Origin of the sequence: Streptomyces sp. HD (assembly GCF_028369295.1) — a bacterium.
GTDB lineage: Bacteria > Actinomycetota > Actinomycetes > Streptomycetales > Streptomycetaceae > Streptomyces.
Genome location: NZ_JAQMYP010000004.1, coordinates 158,590 through 181,758 on the forward strand (window position 1 = coordinate 158,590; position 23,169 = coordinate 181,758).

Consider the following 23,169-nt stretch of genomic DNA (forward strand, 5'->3'; position numbering starts at 1 on the left):
TCGTCGCGGCCGAGAACGACCGACGACTTCAGTGCGCCTTGTCGCCGTGCACGAGATCGGGGTCGGCAACCTCCGGGCGTTCCGCCCAGTAGGCGGGGGCCATCAGACGCCACACGACCATGAGGACGACTCCCGTGAGGGTGATGCCGATGCCGATGACCAGCGGCGGGCCGAGCCCGAACCACGAGTCACCGCTGTAGGAGTTCGCGGGATCGGACATGTCGGCGACCGACTCCACCAGCAGCCAGGCCAGCAGTCCGGCGCCCACCAGGGGGCCGAGGCCGATGAGGACGAAGTGGTGCAGGCTCTCGGTGAGATGACGGCGGTAGTAGACCGCGCAGGCGACGCCCGTGAGCGCGTAGTAGAACGCGATCAGCAAGGACAGCGCGGTGAGCGAGTCGAAGAGGGCGTTCTCGCTGATCCGGCGGACGGCGAGGTACCAGGCGATGGCGATGCCGGCCACCCACCAGGTACTCACGTCGGGGGTGCGGAACCGTGGGTGGATGTGGGCGAAGCGCGTCGGCAGGGCCTGCCGGCGGGCCATGGACAGCGCCGTGCGGGAGGCGGGGATGATCGTCGTCTGCGTCGACGCCAGCCCGGACGTCGAGACCGCGAGCAGTACGACCCAGTCCCAGGCGCCCATCGCCTCGTCGGCCAGCAGCGCGAAGATGAACTCCTCCTCCTCGGCGTTCTCGGCCAGATACGCCGGTCCGGCGTAGGCCACGACCGCGTAGGCGACCGCCACATAGGTCACCAGCAGGATCACCGTCGACCACACGGCCGCCCTGCCGGGAGCGGTGGCGGAGTTCTCGACCTCCTCGGTGAGGTTGACCGCCGACTCCCAGCCCCAGTAGACGAACACGCCCAGCAGCAGACCCGCCGTGAGTTCGGCGCCCCCGGCGCCGAACGGGTCCAGCCAGCTGAGGGCCGGATCGGCGGAGTCGAGGGTGCCGGTGTCGGCGTAGACCCGGTAGAGCGCCACCACGGCGAAGGCGAGCAGACAGGCGACCTGCGCCAGGATGAGGATGTTCTGCACCCTGGCCGACACCTCGGTGCCGATGACGCACACCGCGGTCATCACCAGGATGAGCAGCACCGTGAGCGACTGGCGCACGAACTCGTTGTCGACCCAGCTGTCCAGGCCGAACGCCAGCAGGGCGAACGTCACCGCGACGTCCGCGAGCGACCCGATGACCAGGACGCCGGTCATCGTGATGGCCCACCCGCCGAGCCACCCGGCCCACGGGCCCATCGCCCGGGTGACCCACGAGAAGGTCGTCCCGCAGTCCTGGTCCACCCTGTTGAGGTAGTAGAACGCCGATGCGATCAGCAGCATCGGGACGAACGACGCGAGCATGACGCCGGGGGCGTGGACACCCACGAGAGCCACCACCGGGCCGATGGCCGCGGCCAGCGAGTACGCGGGAGACGTCGCGTTGAGGCCGATGACGAGCGCGTCGACGAAACCGATCGCACCGGCCCTGAGCCCCTCGGGCGGCAGAGTGTCCGTGGTGCCGTCGGCCATGCTCCCTCGCTTCGGTCGTGGGTGGCCTCATCAAACAGGGAGCCATGGCCACTGCCGGGTCTTTGCCGTCCGGTCGCGGGGTGTATCACCCATGTGCACACCGGCGGCCGGACGGCCGACCGACCCGTGCCCGCGCGCTCAGCCGGCCGCGGCGCCGAACCACCGCGGCAGCTTGCCGAGCAGATCCCGCTGGTCCTCGCCGACCCACACCACATGGCCGTCCGGCCGCAGCAGCACCGCGGGTACGTCCAGTTCCGCGGCGGCGTCGACGACATGGTCGACCCGGTCCGCCCAGCCCGCCACCGAGAGCCGGCCGGTCCGGTCCAGCAGCAGCCCGCGGCCGCCGTGCGTCAGCGCGTACAGGCGCCCCCGCTTCAGCTTCACGTCCCGCAGCCGCCGGCCCAGCAGTTCATGTCCCTCGCCGAAGTCGTATCGGACGCCGATCGCCGTGATCTTCTCGATCAGATGCCGGTTCACCTCGTCGAAGTCCATCAGCTCCGACACCAGCCGGCGCACCGCCCGGGGGCCCGGCTCGGTGGACAACAGGTGCATCATGGCGCGGGTGGTGTCCAGCACGTCGGCGGCCACCGGGTGCCGCTCGGAGTGGTAGCTGTCCAGCAGTCCTTCCGGCGCCCACCCGTTCACCTCGGCGGCCAGCTTCCAGCCCAGGTTGAACGCGTCCTGGATGCCCAGGTTGAGGCCCTGCCCGCCGGTCGGGGGATGGATGTGCGCGGCGTCGCCGGCCAGCAGTACCCGGTCGACCCGGTAGCGCTCGGCCTGCCGGGTTGCGTCGCCGAAGCGGGACAGCCAGCGCGGCGAGTGCGCCCCGAAGTCGGTGCCGGCGACCGCCCGCAGCTGCCGCTCGACCTCCTCGAAGGTCGGCGGCACCGAGCGGTCCTCGGCCACCCCCTCGGCGGGTACGACCACGCGGTACAACCCGTCCCCGAGGGGCGCGGCACCGAACCTCTTCTGGGTCCTGCGGACTTCGGCCGTCACGGCGGCCAGTGTCTCGGGCGACGCGGTCAGCTCCATCTCGCCCAGCAGCGTCTCGACCCTGGACGGCTCTCCGGGGAAGCCGACACCGAGCAGCTTGCGCACCGTGCTGCGCCCGCCGTCGCAGCCGACCAGATAGCGGGACCGCAGCCGTGTGCCGTCGGCCAGTTCGGCGGTCACCCCGTCCTGGTCCTGGCTCAGCCCGACCAGTTCGCGGCCCCGCCGGATCTCGACGCCGAGCTCCCCGGCGCGCTCGGCCAGCAGCCGGTCGGTGACGGGCTGCGGGATACCGAGGACGTACCCGTGTGCGGTGTCCATTCCGGTCGGCCACGGCTTCTCGATACCGGCGAAGAAGCCGCGGACCTCGGACCGCCGGCCGTGCGCGAGGAACCGCTCCAGCAGACCGCGCTGGTCCATCACCTCGATGCTGCGCACATGCAGGCCGAGCGCGCGGACGACCGGGGTCGGCTCCGCGTCCCTCTCCAGCACGACCACACGCACACCGTGCAGCCGCAGCTCACAGGCCAGCATCACCCCGGTCGGTCCGCCACCGGCGACGATCACGTCGATCATCGGAACCCCCTTTCTTCGCTTCTTCAGCGGGGATTCTGCAACGCGACCAGGGACTTCATTCCTGTGCCGCGGTGTCAGCCGTGCATGGCTCAGCAGAACCTCTCCAGCACCTCGTGGATGGCTGACGTGCCCTGGCCGGTCTCCTGGCTGACGGGTGACACCGACCGCGCGCTCCGCCTTCCCGGGCCCAAAGACCCAGTGGCTGCCCGTCAGGGCTGGAGCCGGACTTCCCGACAAGCGAGCCTCGGGGGCGTGAAAGTGGCGTTCGCCCGCTTCATGGCGGGTTCCCGCGGCGGCGCGTAACGTGACGGAGCATGAAGATCCTCATCAGCGCGGACATGGAGGGCGCCACCGGCGTGACCTGGCCGGACGACGTGATGCCGGGTGCCCCGCAGTGGGAACGGTGCCGCTCACTGTTCACCTCGGACGTCAACGCCGCCGTCCTCGGCTTCTTCGACGGCGGTGCGGACGAGGTACTCATCAACGAGGCGCACTCGACCATGCGCAACCTGCTGCTCGAACAGCTCGACGAGCGGGCGCAGATGCTGACCGGCCGGCACAAGGCGCTGTCCATGGTCGAGGGCGTGCAGCACGGCGACGTGGACGGCATCGCCTTCGTCGGCTATCACGGGGGCGCCGGCATGGAGGGCGTCCTCGCCCACACCTACCTCGCCAACTCCATCACCGGGGTGTGGCTGAACGACGTACGGGCGAGCGAGGGCCTGCTGAACGCGCATGTCGTCGCCGAGTACGGCGTGCCCGTCGTGCTCGTCACCGGGGACGACGTGGCCTGCGAGGACGCGCTCGGGTACGCGCCTCAGGCGCTGAAGGTCGCCGTCAAGGACCATGTCTCGCGCTACGCCGCCGTGTGTCGTACACCGGCCAGGACCGCCGCCGACATCCGTGCGGCGGCCAAGGAGGCGGCCGCGCTGGCGGTCCGTCAGCAGCCGGTGAGCGGCGGCCCGTTCACCGTCGCGGTCGAGTTCGACGCCGAGCACCTGGCGATGGCCGCGACGGTCGTCCCGGGCGTCGAACGTATCGGCGAGCGAAAGGTGGCGTACACCAGCGAGCGGATGTACGAGGGAATCCGTACCTTCAAGGCGGTCACCACGATCGTCTCGGCCGCGGTGGAGGAGCAGTATGGCTGACGAGCAGGCACTGGAGGAGGTCGTCACGTTCACGTCCGACCTCATCCGCATCGACACGACCAACCGGGGCGGCGGCGACTGCCAGGAGCGCCCCGCCGCCGAGTACGCCGCCGCGCGGCTGGCCGAGGCGGGCCTGGAGCCCACCCTGTTGGAGCGCACCAAGGGCCGGACCAACGTGGTCGCCCGTATCGGGGGCACCGACCCGTCGGCGGACGCGCTGCTCGTGCACGGTCATCTGGACGTGGTGCCCGCGCAGGCCGACGAGTGGAGCGTGCACCCCTTCTCCGGGGAGATCCGCGACGGGGTCGTGTGGGGCCGGGGCGCGGTCGACATGAAGAACATGGACGCGATGATCCTGGCCGTCGTCCGGGCCTGGGCCCGCGAGGGCGTACGGCCCCGGCGTGACGTCGTGATCGCGTTCACCGCGGACGAGGAGGCCAGCGCCGAGGACGGCTCCGGATTCCTCGCCGACCGGCACGCCGGGCTGTTCGAGGGCTGCACCGAGGGCATCAGTGAGTCCGGCGCGTTCACCGTCCACGACGGCGGCGGCCGGCAGATCTACCCGCTCGCGGCAGGGGAGCGCGGCACCGGCTGGCTCAAGCTCACCGCCCGCGGGCGCGCCGCGCACGGCTCCCGGCCCAACCGGGAGAACGCGGTGACCCGCCTCGCCGCCGCCGTCACCCGCATCGGCGCGCACGAGTGGCCGATCCGCCTGACCCCGACGGTCCGCGCCGCCCTCGTCGAACTCGCCGCGCTGTACGGCCTCGACGCCGACCTGGACGACGTGGACGGCCTGCTCCAGAAGCTCGGCCCGGCGGCCAGGCTCGTGGAGCCGACCATCCGCAACAGCGCCAACCCGACCATGCTGGAGGCCGGTTACAAGCTCAACGTGATCCCGGGAGAGGCCGTGGCCTACGTCGACGGCCGGTATCTGCCTGGCGTCGAGGACGAGTTCCGCGCAACCATCGATGAGCTCACCGGACCCGACGTGGAGTGGGAGTTCCACCATCGCGAGGTGGCCCTCCAGTCGCCGGTGGACTCGCCGACGTACGCCCGGATGCGAGCCGCCGTCGAGGAGTTCGCGCCCGAGGGCCACGTGGTGCCGTACTGCATGCCCGGCGGTACGGACGCCAAGCAGTTCTCACGGCTCGGCATCACCGGATACGGCTTCTCGCCGCTCAGGCTGCCGGAGGGCTACGACTACGGGGCCATGTTCCACGGCGTCGACGAGCGGGTGCCGGTCGAGGCACTGCACTTCGGCGTCCGGGTGCTCGACCGCTTTCTGCGCACGGCCTAGGCGAGTAGGGGGAGACAGTGCGGACGCTGGCGTACGGTTCCTGGCCCTCGCCCATCGACGCGGCCCTCGCCGCGGCGCACGAGGGGCACCCCGAGTACGTGGGCTTCGTCGGCGACGAGGCGTGGTGGACCGAGCCGCGGCCGGCCGAGGGCGGGCGGCGCACCCTGGTGCGGCGCCGCGCCGACGGCACGGAGGTCTCGGTGCTGCCCGCGCCGTGGAACGTGCGCAGCCGGGTCGTCGAGTACGGCGGACAGCCCTGGGCCGGAGCGATGGTCGACGGCCGGTGGCTCGTCGTCTTCGTAAACTTCGCCGACCAGCGGCTCTACCGGTACGAGGAGGGCGGCGAGCCGCGTCCGATCACGCCCGTGTCGGCGGTGGGCGGTGGACTGCGCTGGGTGGAGCCGCAGTTGCGACTGGACCTCGGTGAAGTGTGGTGCGTGCTTGAGGAGTTCACGGGGGAGGGGCCGACCGATGTGCGGCGCGCCCCGGCCGCCGTCCCGCTGGACGGCTCGGCGGCCGGGGACCGCGACGCCGTACGCGAACTCACCGACGCCCGGCACCGGTTCGTGACCGGCCCCCGCATCTCCCCCGACGGGCGGCGGGCGGCGTGGCTCGCCTGGGATCATCCGCGGATGCCGTGGGACGGGACGGAGCTGCTGGTCGCCGATGTCGGCGCCGACGGCACACTGGGCCGGCCGCACACCGTCGCCGGCGGACCGGAGGAGTCCGTCGCACAGGTCGACTGGTCGGCGGACAACCGTCTGCTGTACGCGACCGACCGGACGGGGTGGTGGAACCTCTACCGCGACGGCGAACCGCTCTGCCCCCGCGAGGAGGAGTTCGGCGGCCCGCTGTGGAAGCTGGGGCTGCGCTGGTTCGCCCCGCTGGCCAGCGGGTTGATCGCGGTCGTGCACGGTCGCGGGTCGGCGGTCCTCGGGATCCTGGACCCCGAATCCGGCGAGATCGTCGACGCCGCCGGTCCCTGGACCGAGTTCGCGCCCACGCTCGCGGTGAGCGGCGAGCGGGTCGTGTCCGTCGGCGCCAGTCCGCGCAGCGCCTACGAGGTGGTCGAGCTGGACACGCGGACCGGCCGGTCCCGGGTGATCGGGGCCGCGCACGACGACGCCGTGGACCCGGCCTACTACCCCGAGCCGCAGATCCGCACCTTCACGGGCCCCGCCGGGGACGAGATCCACGCGCACCTCTACCCGCCCCACCACCCCAGCTGTGTGGCTCCCGGCGGCACACCGCCGCCGTATGTCGTCTGGGCGCACGGCGGCCCCACCGACCGGGCGCCGCTGGTGCTCGACCTGGCCATCGCCTACTTCACCTCGCGCGGCATCGGTGTCGCCGAGGTCAACTACGGCGGCTCCAGCGGGTACGGGAGGGAGTACCGCAACCGGCTGCGCGAGCAGTGGGGTGTCGTCGACGTCGAGGACTGCGCGGCCGTCGCGCTCGCCCTAGCCGGTGAGGGCACCGCCGACCGCGACCGGCTCGCCGTCCGGGGCGGCAGTGCGGGCGGCTGGACCGCGGCCGCGTCGCTCACCGCGACCGACGTCTACGCCTGCGGCACGATCCTCTACCCGATCCTCGACCTGGCCGGCTGGGGCACGGGCGAGACCCACGACTTCGAGTCCCAGTACCTGGAGTCGCTGGTCGGCCCTCCCTCACCCGCCGGGCGGGGGGACCCCCATCTCGCTTCGCTCGCCGAGGCACGCGCGCGCTACGAGGAGCGTTCACCCGTCGCGCACGCCGACCGCATCACGGCGCCCTTCCTGCTGTTCCAGGGATTGGACGACGTGATCTGCCCGCCCGCCCAGTGCGAGCGGTTCCTGGCCCGGATGGAGGGGCGCGGGGTGCCGTACGCCTACATCGCCTTCGAAGGGGAGGGCCACGGGTTCCGGCGGGCGGAGACGATGATCCGGGTCCTGGAGTCCGAACTGTCCCTGTACGCCCAGGTCTTCGGGCTCAACCCGCCCGGGATCCCGAAGCTGGAGCTCGCCAAGTGAACCATTCCGTACGGCCTCTCGTGCGGCCCGTCCGACTGGCCCCCGGCGCCCGCGTGGCCGTCGTCGCACCCAGCGGACCCGTGCCCGAGGAGCGGCTGCAGGCCGGGCTGGATGTGCTGCGCGGCTGGGACCTCGACCCGGTGGTGGCGCCCCATATGCTGGATAAGCACGGGGAGTTGGACTACCTCGCGGGCACGGACGCGGACCGCGCGGCCGATCTGCAGAATGCCTGGTGCGACCCTTCCGTGGACGCCGTGCTCTGTGCCCGGGGCGGCTACGGGACGCAGCGCATGGTCGACCTGCTCGACTGGGAGGCGATGCGGGCGGCCGGGCCCAGGGTATTCGTCGGCTACAGCGACATCACCGTGCTGCACGAGGCGTTCGCCACGCGGCTGGGGCTGGCCACGCTGCACGGGCCGATGGCGGCGGGCATCGACTTCGTCAAGAACGCGCGGGCACAGGAGCATCTGAGGGCCACGCTGTTCGAACCGGAGGCGGTGCGCACCATCACCTCCACCGGCTCCGCCCTGGTCCCGGGCCGGGCGCGCGGTGTCACCCTCGGCGGCTGCCTCAGCATGCTCGCCGCCGAGAGCGGAGTCCCGCACGCCCGGACCTCCGCACAGGGCGGCCTGCTCTGCCTGGAGGACGTGGGCGAGGAGACCTACCGGCTCGACCGCTACCTCACCCAACTCCTGCGCGTCGGCTTCCTCGACGGGGTGCACGGCGTGCTGCTCGGGTCGTGGCACGACTGCGATCCGTACGACCGGGTGCGCGCCCTGCTGGCCGACCGGCTCGGCGCGCTCGGGGTGCCCGTCGTGGAGGAGTTCGGCTTCGGCCACTGCGAAGGGGCGCTGACTCTGCCCTTCGGGGTCATGGCCGAACTCGACGCCGAAGCGGGCACGTTGACGCTCGACGAGCCGGCGCTGCGCTGAACGCGAGTCGGCAGACCTTCACTGAATATCCGTCAAGGAACTCGGTCACGCCGATTGACCTGGTCTGACACGTGTCACACCATGGCAACCGGCCAGTTCTTACTGGCTGGTAAGCAGGGCTGTCCTCAGCGTGCCTCAGTGTGGAGGTCTTCGTGTCCCGTCGTGTGCCCAGATCCCGAACCCCACTCGCTCTCGTCCTCGGCGCCACGCTCACCGCCCCCCTCGCCCTCACCGCACCGGCCGTCGCCGCGACCGGCCAGTACACCGTCACCGCCCTGAAGTTCACCGTCCAGGCGGGCGGCCGGACCTGCGCCGTCGACGCCGATCTGTACCGGCCCGCCGGTGTGGACCGGGCCCGGCCCGCACCCGCCGTACTCGCCACCAACGGCTTCGGCGGCAGCAAGTCCGACGGCTCGACCGACGCCGTCGGCAAGGCCTTCGCCCAGCGCGGCTACGTCGCCCTCGTCTACTCCGGGCTCGGCTTCGGCCGGTCCGGCTGTCTGATCTCGCTCGACGACCCCACCATCGACGGCGTCGCCGCCGCGCGCCTGGTCGACTTCCTGGGCGGCACCCGCGCCGCCGACGACGGCACCCGGGCCGACTTCGTCACCCTCGACGCCCCCGGCGACCCGCGCGTCGGCATGCTGGGCGGCTCCTACGGCGGGGCCGTCCAGCTGGCCACGGCCGCCGTCGACCGGCGCCTCGACGCCCTGGTGCCGATGATCACCTGGAACGACCTCGCCTACGCCCTCGACCCGAACAACGCCGCCGGCAGCGGCAGCGTGCCCGGAGCCTTCAAATGGCAGTGGGCCAACGCTTTTTACCTCATCGGCGAGGGTCAGCCCCTGACGGAACCGAACCTCGACCCGTCCCGCATCAACTCCCTGGCCTGTCTGCACTTCGTCACCAAGGCCTGCGACACCATCCGCACCCTCAACTCCGGCCGCTATCCGGCGAAACAGACGGCCGAACTGCTCGCCTACGCCCGCAGCGTCTCCCCGGTGTCGTACCTGAACCGCGTCAAGGCACCCACCCTCCTCGTCCAGGGCCAGGCCGACAGCCTCTTCAACCTCAACGAGGCGACGGCGACGTACAAGACCCTCAAGGCCCAGGGCACCCCGACCAAGATGATCTGGCAGTCCTGGGGGCACAGCGGCGGCCTCACCGACCCGGCCTCCGGGGAACTCGACATCGCCCGGGGCAACCTGGAGACCAGCTACGTCGGCCGCCGCATCCTCGCCTGGTTCGACCGCTACCTGGGGAAGAAGAACGTCGACACCGGACCGGCCTTCGCCTACTACCGCGACTGGATCACCGACCCCAACGGCACCTACGCCACCGCCGACCGCGTCCCCGCGCCCGGCCGGACGCTGTACCTCTCCGGCGACGGCAAACTCGTCGACAACCGCCGGAAGGTGGCGCGCGGCAGCCGTACGTACACCAACTGGCTCGTCCCCACGAGTCATTCGGAGAGCTCGCTGGCCGGGGCCCTCGGGATGCCCGACCCGGCGCCCTACGACACCAAGGGCACCCACCTCGGCTGGACCAGTGAGCCCCTCGCCCGCACCACCGACGTGGTGGGAGCGCCCCGGGCCACGCTGAGGGTCGTCTCCCCGAAGGCCGAGCGGACCCAGCACTCCGGGGACGCCGCCGACAAGCTCGTCCTGTTCGCCAAGCTGTACGACGTCGCGCCCGACGGCACCCAGACCCTGGTGCACCGACTGGTCGCGCCGGTGCGCGTGCCCGACGTCACGCAGCGTTTCACCGTGACCCTGCCGGGGATCGTGCACCGGTACGAGAAGGGGCACAGGCTGCGGTTCGTGATCGCGGCGAGTGACGACGCCTACTTCGGGAACCGGGGGATCAAGCCGGTGACCGTGGTCAGCGCGCCGAAGGACACCGGGGTGCTCCAGCTGCCGGTGATCGACTGAGGGACCCGGCCGGGCACTCACCGTGCGTGATCGCGTCCGAGGGAGCATCCTTGTTGGTATGACCGCGAAGACGTCGGGGAGCGGCACGAAGGCCGGCGGGAAGCGGGGTGGCCTGGCCGGGGCGATGACCCCTGCCAGGATCACCGTGCTGGTGCTCGTCGCCCTCGCGCTGATCTTCATCTTCGAGAACACCCGCGAGACCGAGATCCGGCTGCTGATCCCCCTGGTGACGATGCCGCTGTGGCTGGCGCTGCTGGCCATGGGCATCATCGGCGCCCTGTTCGGCGGGTACTTCATGAGCCGACGCCGCTAACGGGCCGTACGCTGGCGGGATGCCGCACGATGCGTCCCGCTATCTCGCCGAAGGCCCCCGGGTGGGTATCCGGCACTTCACCTACGAGGACGCCGGTGAGTTCACCGCGCGTGTCCGGGAGAGCAAGGAACTGCATCATCCGTGGCTCTTCCCGCCGGACAGCGCCGCGGCCTACACCGCCTACGCCGGGCGGCTGATCGAGGATCCGAGCAAGGCGGGGTTCCTGGTCTGCGCGAAGGACGACGGCGGGGACATCGCCGGGTTCATCAACATCAACAACATCGTCGAGGGCGCATTCCAGTGCGGGGCACTGGGGTACGGCGCCTTCGCCCACGCGGCCGGGCGCGGCCTGATGCGGGAGGGCCTCGACCTGGTCGTCGGCCACGCCTTCGGCCCGATGCGCCTGCACCGCCTGGAGATCAACGTCCAGCCCGCCAACACCGCCTCGATCACCCTGGCCCGCGCCTGCGGCTTCCGGCTGGAGGGCCTCTCGCCGGGCATGCTCTTCATCGACGGGGCCTGGCGAGATCACGAGCGGTGGGCGCTCACCGCCGAGATGCGGACCTCCGGTTGATCTTCATCGTGTCCAGGTCGGTGACCGTCGACCTCAGATCGCGGAAGCCGTAGCCCAGCTCCCGCAGCGTGCCCTCGGCCCGGTCCTCGGCGAGCGCGCCGGCCATCTCCTCACCGTCCGCCGCGTCCGAGACGACCACGTATCGCATCGAGAAGTGCTTGAGCGGGGACGGCTCGTAGGACAGCGACCCCTCCTCGGTGAACCGCATGCTGGTCAGACCGTGCTCGGCGGCCTCGGCGAGCAGCCGCGCCCGGGCCTCGTCGGTGAGCCCCTCCCAGGTGCCCCGGACGATCACCCGATAGGTGTGCCGCTCGCCCATGCTCCCGCTCCCTCGAATTGACGTTGAGGGCCGACTCTACGTCGGCGAGGATGAGCCGCATGCGGAATTTGGTCGTGCTCGACGCCCCCTCCAATCTGGGCCTGCGCCCACCCGCCCCCGGCACCGTGCCCGGCTGCCACAAGCTCGCCGGCGCGCTGCGTGAGCAGCGGATCGTGCAGCGGCTGCGCGCCCTGGAGGGCGGGGTGGTGGTGCCGCCGCGCTACGACCGGGGGGACTGGCAGGAGGGCGACGGCGTGTTCAACGCGGCCGCCCTCGCCTCCTATACCCTCAGGCTCGCCGACCGCATCGAACGCCATGTGCGCGCCGGGGACTTCCCGGTCGTGCTCGGCGGCGACTGCTCCATCAACCTCGGCGCCGCCCTCGCCCTGCGCCGCATCGGCCGGTTCGGCCTGGTCGTGCTGGACGCCTCGCCCGACTTCCGGCACCCGGGCAACTCCGACCGGGTCGGCGCGGCGGGCGGCGAGGAGGTCGCCCTGGCCACCGGACGCGGGCAGGAGGACCTGACCGACCTGGAAGGGCTCCGGCCCTATCTGCGGGACGAGGACGTGCGGTACTTCGGCATCCGTGACTACTTCGAGGAGGACCGGGCCGAGCTCGCCGACCTGAAGATTCCCGTGGTGACCGTCGGCGACGTACGGGAATGGGGTGCGCAGGCGCTGGCGTCGGTCACCCGGCACGCCTTCGAGATCCCGCAGCTGGGCGGCTTCTGGGTGCACCTGGACGCCGACGTCCTGGACCCGTCGGTCATGCCCGCCGTCGACAGCCCCGACCCGGAGGGCCTGACCCCCGACGAACTCGTCGCCCTGCTGCGGCCGTTGCTCGGATCGGGCCACTGCGTCGGGCTCAACATCACGATCTACGACCCCGATCTGGACCCGGAGGGCACGGCGGGGGCGCTGCTCACGGACATCGTGGTGACCGCCATGGACCAGGCCGGCGACCAGGACGGCGATCAGACCAACGATCAGACCTGACCTTCGGCCTGCCGGTCCGCGTACTCGTAGATCGCACCGTCCGGATGCATCGCGATCAGATTGCGGCCCACCGGCGTCGGCAGCGGGCCCGCGATGATCCGCGCGCCCAGCTCGCTCAGCACCTGGCGGGTCTCCTCGACGTCCTTGACGGCGATCGTCGCCGCGACCTTGCGCAGCACCTCCAGCTCGGCCTCCGGGCCGCTCATGAGCAGGAAGCAGCCGATCGCCGCCACCTGGACACCGCCGCGTTCGAAGCGGAGGGCTCTGCCGCCCGAGAGGCGTTCGTAGAAGGGGACCGCGGTGTCCAGGTCGTCGACGCATACGCGCAGCGTGGCTCCCAGAATGTCCATGCGGAGAGCCTAGTTGGGACGGCGCCGGGACGGGAGATCGTTTCACGCGATCCCCGCACGCGATCCCCTCACTCCCCGTTATGCGTACGCGCCCGCGGGTACCCGGCGGCCATGGAGCGCTTGGATCATCTTGAGCATCTGGACAAGCAACTGGTCGACGAGCTCGCCCAGGTGGCGCGCGAGACCGTACGCGACGAGCTGCGCGAGCAGACCCGCAGGCAGCGCCGCCGCGCCATGCTCTACGCCGCGTCCGGCGCCGTCGCCCTGTACGCGGGCGCGGCCCTCGCGCTCGCCCTGGGGCTCGGCCTCGCCGCCGGGCTGCCGGACTGGGCCGCCGCACTGATCACCGCGGTGATCCTCGGCGCGATGGCGTACGCACTGCGCGGCGCGGCACGCCCGTCGGCGTCCCGGCCGACGCCGCGATCGCAGACCGACGACGCGCAGGGACACGCCGCCGGCGGCACGGCGCCGACCGCCCCGCCGGGCGGGCCCGGCATGCCGTACCCGCCGATGCCGCCCGGACCGCCCGCGGCCGGAGCGACCGGGGCCACCGGGGCGGGGGCGACGGGCACGACCGGCGCCGTACCGCCGCAGACGCCGGGAGCGCCGCCGCACCCGGACGACGTCGACCCCGAGCAGCCGCATCACCGGGCGTGACGCCGCCGTGCGCGGGCCGAGGAAGGGAGACCTGCCGGGGCGGCGCGGCAGGGTCGTCGTGGTCACCGGGGCCAGCGGAGGCGTGGGCCGGGCCGCCGCCCGTGCCTTCGCCGCACGGGGCGACCGGGTCGCCCTGCTGGCCCGGGGCCGCGAGGGTCTCGCCGGGGCAGCGGACGAGGTGCAGCGGGCCGGTGGTGAGGCGCTGGTCGTCACCGTGGACATGGCCGACGCCAAGGCGGTCGACGACGCGGCCCAGCAGGTCGCCGACGCCTTCGGGCACATCGACGTCTGGGTCAACAACGCCTTCGCCGGGGTCTTCGCGCCGTTCACCGAGGTCACCCCGGACGAGTTCCGGCGGGTGACCGAAGTGACGTACCTGGGCTATGTGTTCGGCACCCGGGCCGCCCTGCGCCACATGCTGCCGCGCGACCGGGGCACGGTCGTGCAGGTCGGGTCCGCGCTCGCCTACCGGGGGATTCCGCTGCAGTCGGCGTACTGCGGTGCGAAGCACGCCATCCAGGGCTTCAACGAGTCGCTGCGCTGCGAGCTGCTCCACCGGGGGAGCCGGGTGCGTACGACGATGGTGCAGCTCCCCGCGCTCAACACCCCGCAGTTCGACTGGGTGTTGAACCGGCTGCCGGGGCGGGCCCGGCCGGTGGCGCCGGTGTACCAGCCGGAGGTGGCCGCGCGGGCGATCGTGCACGCCGCCGGGCACGGGCGGCGCAGGGAGTACTGGGTGGGCGGCTCCACGGTGGCGACGCTGATCGCCAACGCCGTCGTGCCCGGTGTGCTGGACCGGTATCTGGCGCGGAGCGGGTTCGAGGCACAGCAGGACGAGGGGGAGCCGGCGGGCCAGGGCAACCTGTGGACGCCGGCCGACGGGCCGCACGGGCGGGACTTCGGGGCACACGGGCGCTTCGACCAGGAAGCGGTGGGCGGCGGCCCGCAGGAGTGGGCGTCGCGGAACCGGGGGCGGATGGGGGCGGGCGGGGCCGTCGTGGCGCTGGGTGCCCTGGCGACCGCCGGGCTGCGTCGTCGGCGACGTCACGCCACCTGGTAGACGTCAGCCACCTGCTGGACTGCTGGTAGACGTCATCCACCTGTTGGACATCTTGGACATCACCTGGTGGACGTCACGCCACCTGGTACTCCTCCACCTCCTGTGCCCGCAGCGTCAGTCCGTGCCCCATGCCCCGGGTCGGGGTGACCGTGCCGCCCTTCGGGTCCAGGGCGCCGGTGAAGAACATGTCCTCCATGCGGACGTGGTCGTGGAACCACTCGATGTGGCGCAGATTGGGGATCGCGGCGGCGACGGCGGCGTGGGCGTGCGGGGCGCAGTGGGCCGAGACCTCCAGGCCGTGGGCCTGGGCGAGGGCGGCGGCGCGGAGGAACTCCGTGATGCCGCCGCAGCGGGTGGCGTCGATCTGGAGGCAGTCGACCGCGCCCGCGCCGATCATGCGGGCGAAGTACGGGAGGTCGTAGCCGTACTCTCCGGCCGTGACATCGCAGTCCAGCGTGTCGCGGACCAGGCGCAGACCCGGCAGATCGTCCGAGGACACCGGCTCCTCGAACCAGCCGACGCCGTGCTCGACGAGGGCCCGGCCGACGCGGACGGCCTGTTTGCGGTTGTAGGCGCCGTTGGCGTCCACGTACAACTCGGCCTCGGGGCCGATCACCTGACGCGCGGCCTTGACCCGGGCCACGTCCCGCTGGACCGACTGCCCCCGGTCCTCGCCGATCTTGATCTTCACGCGCGGGATGTGCTGGCCGTGCACCCAGCCGTTCAACTGCGCTTCCAGATGCTTGTCGTGGTACGTCGTGAAGCCTCCGCTGCCGTAGACCGGGACCCGTTCCCGGCACGCGCCCAGCAGGCGGACCAGGGGCAGTTCCATCAGGCGGGCCTTGAGGTCCCACAGGGCGATGTCCAGCGCCGAGATCGCGCACGCGGCGACGCCCGGGCGGCCGGCGTTGCGGACCGCGCGGGACATCGCGTCGTGGGCGGCCGGGATGTCGAGGGCGCTACGGCCTTCGAGGAGCGGTGCGAGATGGTCGCGCAGGAAGTCGCCGATCGCCGCCGGACCGTACGTCCAGCCGGTGCCGGTCGTGTCGCCCGCCGTCACCTCGGCGATCACCAGGGTCGTGGAGTTCCAGGTCAGCGTGCCGTCCGCCTCGGGGGCGTCGGTGGGCACCGTGTAGACGGAGACGACGGGGAGACGGAGTTTCATCGTGGGTCGCCTTCTTGTCACCGCTGGAGCTGCGGGAGCACCTTCGTACGGTAGAAGTCGAAGAAGCCGCGCTGGTCGGGGCCGATCTGGTTGACGTAGATCCGGTCGAAGCCGGCCTCGGTGAAGGCGTTCAGGGCGGAGATGTGGTCGTCAGGGGCGTCGCCGCACACCGTCCGTTCGCGCACCATGTCCTCGGTGATCAGCGGTTCCAGCTGCTCGAAGTGGCTGGGGGAGGGCAGGATCTGGCCCATCTCGCCGGGCAGCAGTTGGTTGGACCACAGCCGGTGGACCGTGCGGACGGCCTCGGCGCGGTCGGTGCCGTAGCAGACCTTCGTGCCGCCCATCGCGGGCTTGCCGTGTCCGCCGCCTTTGCGGAACTGGGTGACCAGGTCCTCGTCCGGCATCATCGTGATGTAGCCGTCGCCGACCCGGGCCGCCAGCGCCGTCGCCGCTGGACCGAAGCCGGAGATGTCGATCGGGACGGGCTCGTCGGGGACCGTGTAGAGGCGGGCGTTCTCCACCCGGTAGTGATTGCCGGAGTGGCTGATCTCCTCTCCGGAGAACAGCCTGCGCATGATCAGGATCGCCTCCTCCAGCATGTCCATGCGGACGCTGGCGGGTGGCCACACATGGCCGAGGATGTGCTCGTTGAGGGCCTCGCCGGTGCCGACGCCGAGCCGGAAACGGCCGTTCGTCAGCACCGCGCAGGTCGCCGCGGCCTGGGCCACCACCGCCGGGTGGATCCGCACCGTCGGGCAGGTCACGGCCGTCTCGATCGGCAGTGACACCGCCTCCGAGAGCGCGCCGATCACCGACCACACGAAGGGGCTCTCGCCCTGTGCGTCGTTCCACGGGTGGTAGTGGTCCGAGATCCACAGCGATTCGAACCCGGCCTGTTCGGCCATCCTTGCCTGTTCGACGAGATCGGCCGGACGGAACTCCTCGCTGGCCAGGAAGTAGCCGTACTCGGGCATGGGAACTCCTCCGGGAGTGGCGCGGCACGGGGCCTCCGTGTCGGCGGCGGGGGACGGTCGCCGTTCCGGGTACCCGGGGGGCCGGTCGGAAACCGGGCCGTCCGGGGTGACAGGCCGTAATGCGACGCTGCCCGCGGTCCACGTTTGGCGGCACTGACCAGGGGGACGCGGAAGGCTCCCGAGGTACGCGACAGCGTCGGAGGCCCATCGTGAGTCGACCCCGCATCGTGATCGTCGGCGCCGGATTCGCCGGGTACCGGGCGGCCCGCACCCTGTCCCGGCTGGCCCGGAACCACGTCGACATCACCCTGCTGAACCCGACCGACTACTTCCTGTATCTGCCCCTGCTGCCCCAGGTCGCCGCCGGCATCCTGGAACCGCGCCGGGTGACCGTCTCGCTCTCCGGCACCCTGCCCCACGTACGGCTGGTGCTGGGCGAGGCCGATGCGATCGACCTCGACGGACGCACCGTGCACTACGCCGGGCCCGAGGGCGACCGCGGGACCCTGCCCTTCGACCGGCTGATCCTCGCCGCGGGCAGCGTCAACAAGCTGCTGCCCATCCCCGGCGTCGCCGAGCACGCACACGGTTTCCGCGGGCTGCCCGAGGCGCTGTACCTGCGTGACCACGTGACCCGGCAGGTGGAGCTGGCGGCGGCCGTCGACGACCCCGGCACCTGCTCGGCGCGCTGCACCTTCGTCGTGGTCGGCGCCGGATACACGGGCACCGAGGTCGCCGCGCAGGGCCAGTTGTTCACCGACTCCCTGGTGCGCAAACAGCCGTTGCGGTCCGGCATGCGGCCGCGCTGGCTGCTGCTCGACGTCGCCGAGCGCGTCCTGCCCGAGCTGGACGAGAGGCTCTCGCGCACCGCGGACCGGGTGCTGCGGCAGCGGGGTGTGGAGGTGCGGATGGGCACCTCGGTGAAGGAGGCCACGCACAGCGGGGTGCTGCTGACCGACGGCTCGTTCGTCGACACCCGCACGGTGGTGTGGTGCGTCGGTGTACGGCCCGACCCGCTCGCCGAGTCCCTCGGGCTGCCGCTGGAACGAGGCCGCCTCCTCGTCGACCCGTACCTCCAGGTGCCCGGCCGGCGCGAGCTGTTCGCCGCCGGGGACGGGGCCGCGGTGCCCGACCTGGAGAGGCCGGGGCGCGGGGGGTCTGGGGGATCTCCCCCAGAAAGGCACAGTACGCCGATGACCGCGCAGCATGCCTGGCGGCACGGCAAGGCCGTGGCCCACAACGTCGCCGCGTCGCTCGGCTTCGGTGAGCCGCGCCCCTACCGCCATCGCGACAAGGGCTTCGCCGTGGACCTGGGCGGCGTCAAGGCGGCCGCCAACCCGTTCGGTGTGCCGCTGTCCGGCGTGGCGGCTGGCGCCGTCACCCGCGGCTACCACCTCGCCGCGATGCCGGGCAACCGGATCCGCGTCGCCGCCGACTGGCTCCTGGACGCCGTACTGCCGCGCCAGGCCGTGCAATTGGGGCTCGTCCGGTCGTGGGCGGTGCCGCTGGACACCGCGTCGCCGGAACTGGTCCGGGCACCGGGGCCGCAGAGGGCGGGGGGAGCCTCCGGGGGAGCTTCGAGGGGGGCGTCGGGGGGAACCCAGCCCGCGGTTTCCGACCGGACACCCGCGGTTTCCGACCAGACAGGGGAGCCCGAGATGACCGAGAAACGCCGGGTGCTCGACGAGTCCGCGAGGAACGAGCCCGTGAAGAAGAGGAGCCGGCCCGCAGGCGACCCCGTCCAGGACCCCGACGCCGCCACGCACGCCGAACCCCCCGGCCCCATAAGGCGCTCCGATCTGCGAGCCGCCCACGAGGCACGCTCCGGCACTTCCGACACCCCCGACGCCCCCGCGGTCCACAAGCCGCACCCCCAAGCCCCCGAACGCCGCTCCCACAACCCCAACTCCACCCCTTCGGAAGGAGCCTCATGAACACCGCCGAACTCGTCGAGCTCGCCCAGCAGTTGCGTGTGGACAGTGTGCGGGCCTCCGCCGCGGCGGGATCGGGGCATCCAACGTCGTCGATGTCCGCCGCCGATCTGACGGCCGTACTCCTCGCCAACCACCTCCGCTACGACTTCGACCGGCCCGCCCACCCCGGCAACGACCGCCTCGTCCTCTCCAAGGGGCACGCCTCGCCCCTGCTGTACGCCGCCTACAAGGCGGCCGGGGCCATCGAGGACGGTGAGTTGGTCACCTTCCGCAAGCTCGGCAGCCGTCTCGAAGGGCACCCGACGCCCAGGCGGCTGCCGTGGGTGGAGACGGCGACCGGTTCGCTCGGGCAGGGGCTGCCGGTCGGGGTGGGGATCGCGCTGGCCGGGAAGCGGCTCGACCGGGCCGGGTACCGGGTGTGGGTGCTGTGCGGGGACAGCGAGCTCGCCGAGGGATCCGTGTGGGAGGCCGCCGAGCACGCGGCGTATGAGCATCTGGACAACCTCACCGCGATCGTCGACGTGAACCGGCTGGGCCAGCGCGGCCCGACCCGGCACGGCCACGATCTCGACGCCTACGCCCGCCGCTTCCAGGCCTTCGGCTGGCACACCGTCGAGGTGGACGGGCATGACGTGGACGCCGTGGACCGGGCGTTCGGGGAGGCCGGGTCCACCACCGGGCAGCCCACCGTGATCCTCGCCCGCACCCTCAAGGGCAAGGGCGTCGAGTCCGTCCAGGACCGGGAGGGACTGCACGGCAAGCCGCTGCCCGACCCCGACGAGGCCATCGCCGAACTCGGCGGGACCCGCGACATCCGCGTCAGCGTCCACGAACCGCCCGCCGCCCGTGCGCTGCACGCCGTGCACACCGGGCACCTCGAACTGCCCAGCTGGGACCAGGGGGAGGAGGTGGCCACCCGCAACGCCTACGGTGAGGCGCTGGCCGCCCTCGGCAGCGCGCGCGGTGACGTCGTCGCCCTCGACGGCGAGGTCGGTGACTCCACCCGCGCCGAGTTCTTCGCCAAGGCGCACCCCGACCGCTACTTCGAGTGCTACATCGCCGAGCAGCAGATGGTCGCCGCCGCGGTGGGGCTCGCGACCCGCGGCTGGGTGCCGTACGCCGCCACCTTCGCCGCCTTCCTCACCCGCGCCCACGATTTCGTGCGCATGGCGTCGATCAGCGGTTCCGACATCAACCTCGTCGGTTCGCACGCCGGCGTCGCGATCGGGCAGGACGGGCCAAGCCAGATGGGCCTGGAGGACCTGGCGATGATGCGGGCCGTGCACGGCTCGACGGTGCTGTACCCGTGCGACGCCAACCAGACCGCGCGGCTCGTCGCCGCCATGGCCGGTCTGCGCGGCGTCCGCTATCTGCGCACCTCGCGCGGCGACAGCCCGGTGATCTACGGTCCCGACGAGGAGTTCCCCGTCGGCGGCAGCAAGGTGCTGCGCGCGAGCGACCGGGACCGGCTGACCGTCGTCGCGGCCGGCGTCACCGTGCACGAGGCGCTCGCCGCCGCCGACGCCCTGGACCGTGAGGGCATCCCGGTCAGGGTCGTCGACCTGTACTCCGTCAAGCCCGTCGACCGGTCCACCCTGCGCCGGGCCGCCGAGGACACCGGCTGTCTGCTCACCGTGGAGGACCACCACGAGGAGGGCGGCATCGGCGACGCCGTCCTCGACGCGTTCCTCGACGGGCGTCCGGTACCGCGCCTGGTCCGCCTCGCCGTCCGCAGGATGCCGGGCTCGGCCTCTCCGGACCAGCAGCTGCACTCCGCCGGCATCGACGCCGCGTCCATCGCCGCCGCGGGTCAGCTGCTGGTGGAGGAGGCAGTCGTACGGTGACCGGCGACGGCGATGCCAGGAAGGTGCGGGCCGGCCGCCGTACGGTCGAGGTCAAACGCGTCGGCAAGGTGCTCTTCCCCGGCGGCGGGGGCGCCAAGGAGTACACCAAGGGCGACCTTGTCGACTACCACCGGTCCGTCGCCCCGTTCATGCTGCCGCATCTGCGGGGCCGCCCGCTGATGCTGGAGCGGCATCCCGACGGTGTCGACGGACCCCGGTTCATGCAGAAGAACACCCCCGACCACTATCCGGAGTGGATCAGCCGCTTCGAGGTGCCCAAGGAGGACGGCACCGTCTGTCACACGGTGTGCGACGACATCGCGACCCTCGTCTACCTCACCGACCAGGCCTGCCTCACCCTGCACCGCTGGCTCTCCCGCACCTCGGGCATCGACCGCCCCGACCGCCTGGTCTTCGACCTGGATCCGGCCGACGACGACTTCGGGCAGGTCAGGGAGGCGGCCGGGTTTCTCGGCGAGCTGCTCGACGAACTGGGCCTGTCGTCGGCGCCGATGACCACCGGATCGCGCGGGCTGCACATCGTCGTACCGCTGACCGGGCACCACGACTTCGACGAGGTCCGGGAGTTCGCCAAGGACGTCGCCGGGGCGCTGGAGTCGGCCCACCCCGACCGGTTCACCACGGCCGCCCGCAAGAAGGACCGCGGCGACCGCCTCTACCTCGACGTGCAGCGCAACGCCTACGCCCAGACAGCCGTCGTGCCCTACAGCGTCCGCGCCCGGCCCGGCGCCCCCGTCGCCACACCGATGGCCTGGGACGACCTGGACGATCCGGAGCTCGACGCGCGCCGCTGGAGCATCGCCGACGCCGTGGAGCAGGCCCGCACCGACCCCTGGGCCGGGCTGATGGGCCGCAGCCGCGCCCTCGGACCCGCCCGGCGCAGACTCGACGCACTGCGTGGCCGTAGCACCTAGTTTCCCGGGTTTGGGTAACCCCCCTCAAGCCACTCGGAGTTCGAGGGGAGCCCATGACCGATTCACACAACACACCCAGAACTTCAGGACAGAACTCGGGCGGAGGGGCCGGCGGGCCCGGCCCCATGGAAGTGCTGCGGCAGGCGCGTTCCGAGCTCAGTGAGCTCACCGGCATGACCGCCGAAACCGTGTCGTCCTTCGAACGGACCGACGACGGCTGGACGTTGGACATCGAGGTCCTGGAACTGGCCCGGGTCCCCGACACGATGAGTCTGCTGGCGAGCTACCGCGTCGAATGCGACCCCGACGGCCGCCTCACCGCCTACCGGCGCCTGCGCCGCTATGAGCGCGGGCGGTCCGACACCGAATAGGCACGCACGCGTGGAACAGCACGCAGCGAAGAAGCACGCATCCAAGAAGGAGGAACGGTCCGTATGACCGTCGTCCCCGCACCTCAGGCAACAGGCGGCAGAGGCACCAGCGGCCTCTACGACGTCCTCGAACTCATCCTGGACAGGGGTCTCGTCATCGATGCCTTCGTCCGGGTCTCCCTGGTCGGCATAGAGATTCTGAAGATCGACGTCCGGATCGTCGTCGCCAGCGTCGACACCTATCTGCGCTTCGCCGAGGCATGCAACCGGCTCGACCTGGAGGCCGGGCCGCGCAAGAGCCCCGGTCTGCCCGACCTGGTCGGTGAGATCACGGAGTCCGGCGCGCGCGGCAAGTCCAAAGGGGCGCTGTCCGGCGCCGCCGAGACCATCTCCGACGCGTTCAGGCAGGCCCGTGAGGAGGGCGAGGAGCGGCCCAGGCAGCGCGCCCGCAAGTCGACCACGGCGCGCAGGAAGACAGAAAAGGAGGAGGAGCAGGAGTGAGCACGTACGTGTACGGCATCACCGAGAGTTCGCATCCGGCCCTCCCGAAGGATCTGGGCGGGGTGGGTGAGCCGCCGCGCCCCGTGCGCATCCTGAAGGAGGGCAGGCTCGCGGCCCTCGTCAGCGACGCTCCCGAAGGGCTGCGGCCCAAGCGCAGGGAACTGCTCGCCCACTCCAACGTGCTTGCCGAGGTGGGTGCGAGCGGCTGCGTCCTGCCCATGCGGTTCGGCAGCGTCGCGCCCGACGACGACACGGTCACCGGAGTCCTCGCCGAACGCGCCGAGCACTACAAGGAACGCCTCAAGGCCCTGGACGGCAAGGTCGAGTACAACGTCAAGGCCACACACGCCGAGGAGGCCGTGCTGCACCGGGTGCTGGCCGAGAACCCGGAGATCCGGGCCATGACGGAGGCCAACCGGAAGGCGGGTGGCGGCAGTTACGAGCAGCGGCTGCGGCTCGGCGAGATGGTGGTCGCCGCGGTCAAGGCCCAGGAGGCCGAGGACGCGACCGATGTACAGCACACGCTGGAACCGGCCGCGGACGCGGTCAGCCTGGGCCCCGACTCCAGCGGCTGGCTCGCCAACGTGTCGTTCCTGATCGACGGCGACTCGGTCGAGACGTTCCTGACCGCCGTCGAACGGCTGCGCCAGGACCATCCACACCTCGACCTGCGCCTCAACGGCCCGCTGCCGCCGTACAGCTTCGTCGAGCCCGGCCCCGCCGAACCCGCGGACCCCATGTCCGGCGGCGGAACCGCCGGAGAGTGAGG

General features: G+C 71.9%; 22 protein-coding genes. 16 read left to right on the plus strand and 6 right to left on the minus strand.

What is annotated here, in order from left to right:
- Positions 1 to 28: 28 nt before the first annotated feature.
- Both POF73_RS05540 and rox read right to left on the minus strand, forming a co-directional pair.
- Complete coding sequence (locus tag POF73_RS05540; protein ID WP_272113329.1) at positions 29 to 1,525, minus strand: APC family permease; 1,497 nt, start codon at positions 1,523 to 1,525, stop codon at positions 29 to 31.
- A gap of 138 nt (positions 1,526 to 1,663) precedes the next feature.
- Positions 1,664 to 3,091, minus strand: coding sequence for a rifampin monooxygenase (gene rox / locus POF73_RS05545; RefSeq protein WP_272113330.1), 1,428 nt, complete (start codon positions 3,089 to 3,091; stop codon positions 1,664 to 1,666).
- Between the two features lie 314 nt (positions 3,092 to 3,405).
- Here rox and POF73_RS05550 point away from each other — a divergent pair, with 314 nt between their 5' ends.
- The 7 genes from POF73_RS05550 (at position 3,406) to POF73_RS05580 (ending at position 11,295) form a co-directional block, all read left to right on the plus strand.
- Positions 3,406 to 4,239 (plus strand): M55 family metallopeptidase, encoded by an 834-nt coding sequence (locus tag POF73_RS05550; RefSeq protein WP_272113331.1) that lies wholly within the window; start codon positions 3,406 to 3,408, stop codon positions 4,237 to 4,239.
- Positions 4,232 to 5,536, plus strand: a complete 1,305-nt coding sequence (locus POF73_RS05555; protein ID WP_272113332.1) for a M20/M25/M40 family metallo-hydrolase — start codon at positions 4,232 to 4,234, stop codon at positions 5,534 to 5,536. Before POF73_RS05550 ends, POF73_RS05555 begins: the two co-directional genes overlap by 8 nt.
- A gap of 17 nt (positions 5,537 to 5,553) precedes the next feature.
- The gene (locus POF73_RS05560) at positions 5,554 to 7,545 is read left to right on the plus strand and encodes an LpqB family beta-propeller domain-containing protein (RefSeq protein WP_272113333.1); all 1,992 of its coding nucleotides are present in this window, start codon (positions 5,554 to 5,556) and stop codon (positions 7,543 to 7,545) included.
- A complete protein-coding gene (locus POF73_RS05565; RefSeq protein ID WP_272113334.1) occupies positions 7,542 to 8,477 on the plus strand; it encodes a S66 peptidase family protein in 936 nt (311 codons plus the stop codon). The genes POF73_RS05560 and POF73_RS05565 overlap by 4 nt, the downstream gene beginning before the upstream one ends.
- Before the next feature lie 152 nt (positions 8,478 to 8,629).
- Positions 8,630 to 10,408 carry a CocE/NonD family hydrolase gene (locus tag POF73_RS05570; RefSeq protein ID WP_272113335.1) on the plus strand — a complete coding sequence of 593 codons (1,779 nt, stop codon included), beginning with the start codon at positions 8,630 to 8,632 and terminating at the stop codon, positions 10,406 to 10,408.
- Between the two features lie 58 nt (positions 10,409 to 10,466).
- A complete protein-coding gene (locus tag POF73_RS05575) occupies positions 10,467 to 10,721 on the plus strand; it encodes a DUF1049 domain-containing protein (protein WP_272113336.1) in 255 nt (84 codons plus the stop codon).
- 19 nt (positions 10,722 to 10,740) lie between these two features.
- Positions 10,741 to 11,295, plus strand: coding sequence for a GNAT family N-acetyltransferase (locus POF73_RS05580; protein WP_272113337.1), 555 nt, complete (start codon positions 10,741 to 10,743; stop codon positions 11,293 to 11,295).
- On the opposite strand, the gene POF73_RS05585 is transcribed toward POF73_RS05580, so the two are convergent.
- Positions 11,267 to 11,614, minus strand: coding sequence for a DUF6204 family protein (locus POF73_RS05585; RefSeq protein ID WP_272113339.1), 348 nt, complete (start codon positions 11,612 to 11,614; stop codon positions 11,267 to 11,269). The genes POF73_RS05580 and POF73_RS05585 overlap by 29 nt on opposite strands.
- Positions 11,615 to 11,673: 59 nt before the next feature.
- On the opposite strand from POF73_RS05585, the gene POF73_RS05590 reads away from it, so the two are divergent.
- A complete protein-coding gene (locus POF73_RS05590) occupies positions 11,674 to 12,609 on the plus strand; it encodes an arginase family protein (protein WP_272113340.1) in 936 nt (311 codons plus the stop codon).
- On the opposite strand, the gene POF73_RS05595 is transcribed toward POF73_RS05590, so the two are convergent.
- Complete coding sequence (locus POF73_RS05595; RefSeq protein WP_272113341.1) at positions 12,600 to 12,959, minus strand: VOC family protein; 360 nt, start codon at positions 12,957 to 12,959, stop codon at positions 12,600 to 12,602. The two genes, POF73_RS05590 and POF73_RS05595, sit on opposite strands and share 10 nt — an antisense overlap.
- Positions 12,960 to 13,070: 111 nt before the next feature.
- Between POF73_RS05595 and POF73_RS05600 the strand changes: the two genes are divergently transcribed.
- Together POF73_RS05600 and POF73_RS05605 are read left to right on the plus strand one after the other, a co-directional pair.
- Complete coding sequence (locus POF73_RS05600; protein WP_272113342.1) at positions 13,071 to 13,616, plus strand: phage holin family protein; 546 nt, start codon at positions 13,071 to 13,073, stop codon at positions 13,614 to 13,616.
- 7 nt (positions 13,617 to 13,623) lie between these two features.
- Entirely contained in the window at positions 13,624 to 14,676 is a 1,053-nt protein-coding gene (locus tag POF73_RS05605) for an SDR family oxidoreductase (protein WP_272113343.1), read from the plus strand.
- 73 nt (positions 14,677 to 14,749) lie between these two features.
- On the opposite strand, the gene POF73_RS05610 is transcribed toward POF73_RS05605, so the two are convergent.
- Both POF73_RS05610 and POF73_RS05615 read right to left on the minus strand, forming a co-directional pair.
- Positions 14,750 to 15,841, minus strand: coding sequence for an enolase C-terminal domain-like protein (locus POF73_RS05610; RefSeq protein WP_272113344.1), 1,092 nt, complete (start codon positions 15,839 to 15,841; stop codon positions 14,750 to 14,752).
- Positions 15,842 to 15,858: 17 nt separating this feature from the next.
- Positions 15,859 to 16,815: an LLM class F420-dependent oxidoreductase gene (locus POF73_RS05615; RefSeq protein WP_272113345.1), complete on the minus strand. Its 957-nt coding sequence runs from the start codon at positions 16,813 to 16,815 to the stop codon at positions 15,859 to 15,861.
- A gap of 209 nt (positions 16,816 to 17,024) precedes the next feature.
- On the opposite strand from POF73_RS05615, the gene POF73_RS05620 reads away from it, so the two are divergent.
- The 6 genes from POF73_RS05620 (at position 17,025) to POF73_RS05645 (ending at position 23,167) form a co-directional block, all read left to right on the plus strand.
- A complete protein-coding gene (locus POF73_RS05620) occupies positions 17,025 to 18,749 on the plus strand; it encodes an NAD(P)/FAD-dependent oxidoreductase (RefSeq protein WP_272113346.1) in 1,725 nt (574 codons plus the stop codon).
- Positions 18,746 to 20,593 carry a transketolase gene (locus POF73_RS05625; RefSeq protein WP_272113347.1) on the plus strand — a complete coding sequence of 616 codons (1,848 nt, stop codon included), beginning with the start codon at positions 18,746 to 18,748 and terminating at the stop codon, positions 20,591 to 20,593. The genes POF73_RS05620 and POF73_RS05625 overlap by 4 nt, the downstream gene beginning before the upstream one ends.
- Positions 20,590 to 21,528 carry a non-homologous end-joining DNA ligase gene (gene ligD, locus POF73_RS05630; RefSeq protein WP_272113348.1) on the plus strand — a complete coding sequence of 313 codons (939 nt, stop codon included), beginning with the start codon at positions 20,590 to 20,592 and terminating at the stop codon, positions 21,526 to 21,528. Before POF73_RS05625 ends, ligD begins: the two co-directional genes overlap by 4 nt.
- Before the next feature lie 53 nt (positions 21,529 to 21,581).
- The gene (locus POF73_RS05635) at positions 21,582 to 21,899 is read left to right on the plus strand and encodes a gas vesicle protein GvpO (protein WP_272113349.1); all 318 of its coding nucleotides are present in this window, start codon (positions 21,582 to 21,584) and stop codon (positions 21,897 to 21,899) included.
- A gap of 63 nt (positions 21,900 to 21,962) precedes the next feature.
- Positions 21,963 to 22,400: a gas vesicle structural protein GvpA gene (locus POF73_RS05640; protein ID WP_272113350.1), complete on the plus strand. Its 438-nt coding sequence runs from the start codon at positions 21,963 to 21,965 to the stop codon at positions 22,398 to 22,400.
- The gene (locus POF73_RS05645) at positions 22,397 to 23,167 is read left to right on the plus strand and encodes a GvpL/GvpF family gas vesicle protein (RefSeq protein WP_272113351.1); all 771 of its coding nucleotides are present in this window, start codon (positions 22,397 to 22,399) and stop codon (positions 23,165 to 23,167) included. Before POF73_RS05640 ends, POF73_RS05645 begins: the two co-directional genes overlap by 4 nt.
- Positions 23,168 to 23,169: the final 2 nt, after the last annotated feature.

Bases quoted from the DNA above. Each gene is read 5' to 3' on its own strand.
- POF73_RS05575 (WP_272113336.1), top strand. From the start codon at position 10,467: ATGACCGCGAAGACGTCGGGGAGCGGCACGAAGGCCGGCGGGAAGCGG.
- POF73_RS05580 (WP_272113337.1), top strand. From the start codon at position 10,741: ATGCCGCACGATGCGTCCCGCTATCTCGCCGAAGGCCCCCGGGTGGGT.
- POF73_RS05540 (WP_272113329.1), bottom strand. From the start codon at position 1,525: ATGGCCGACGGCACCACGGACACTCTGCCGCCCGAGGGGCTCAGGGCC.
- POF73_RS05595 (WP_272113341.1), bottom strand. From the start codon at position 12,959: ATGGACATTCTGGGAGCCACGCTGCGCGTATGCGTCGACGACCTGGAC.
- POF73_RS05635 (WP_272113349.1), top strand. From the start codon at position 21,582: ATGACCGATTCACACAACACACCCAGAACTTCAGGACAGAACTCGGGC.
- POF73_RS05550 (WP_272113331.1), top strand. From the start codon at position 3,406: ATGAAGATCCTCATCAGCGCGGACATGGAGGGCGCCACCGGCGTGACC.
- rox (WP_272113330.1), bottom strand. From the start codon at position 3,091: ATGATCGACGTGATCGTCGCCGGTGGCGGACCGACCGGGGTGATGCTG.
- POF73_RS05600 (WP_272113342.1), top strand. From the start codon at position 13,071: ATGGAGCGCTTGGATCATCTTGAGCATCTGGACAAGCAACTGGTCGAC.
- POF73_RS05585 (WP_272113339.1), bottom strand. From the start codon at position 11,614: ATGGGCGAGCGGCACACCTATCGGGTGATCGTCCGGGGCACCTGGGAG.
- POF73_RS05615 (WP_272113345.1), bottom strand. From the start codon at position 16,815: ATGCCCGAGTACGGCTACTTCCTGGCCAGCGAGGAGTTCCGTCCGGCC.
- POF73_RS05610 (WP_272113344.1), bottom strand. From the start codon at position 15,841: ATGAAACTCCGTCTCCCCGTCGTCTCCGTCTACACGGTGCCCACCGAC.
- POF73_RS05590 (WP_272113340.1), top strand. From the start codon at position 11,674: ATGCGGAATTTGGTCGTGCTCGACGCCCCCTCCAATCTGGGCCTGCGC.
- POF73_RS05640 (WP_272113350.1), top strand. From the start codon at position 21,963: ATGACCGTCGTCCCCGCACCTCAGGCAACAGGCGGCAGAGGCACCAGC.
- POF73_RS05555 (WP_272113332.1), top strand. From the start codon at position 4,232: ATGGCTGACGAGCAGGCACTGGAGGAGGTCGTCACGTTCACGTCCGAC.
- POF73_RS05625 (WP_272113347.1), top strand. From the start codon at position 18,746: ATGAACACCGCCGAACTCGTCGAGCTCGCCCAGCAGTTGCGTGTGGAC.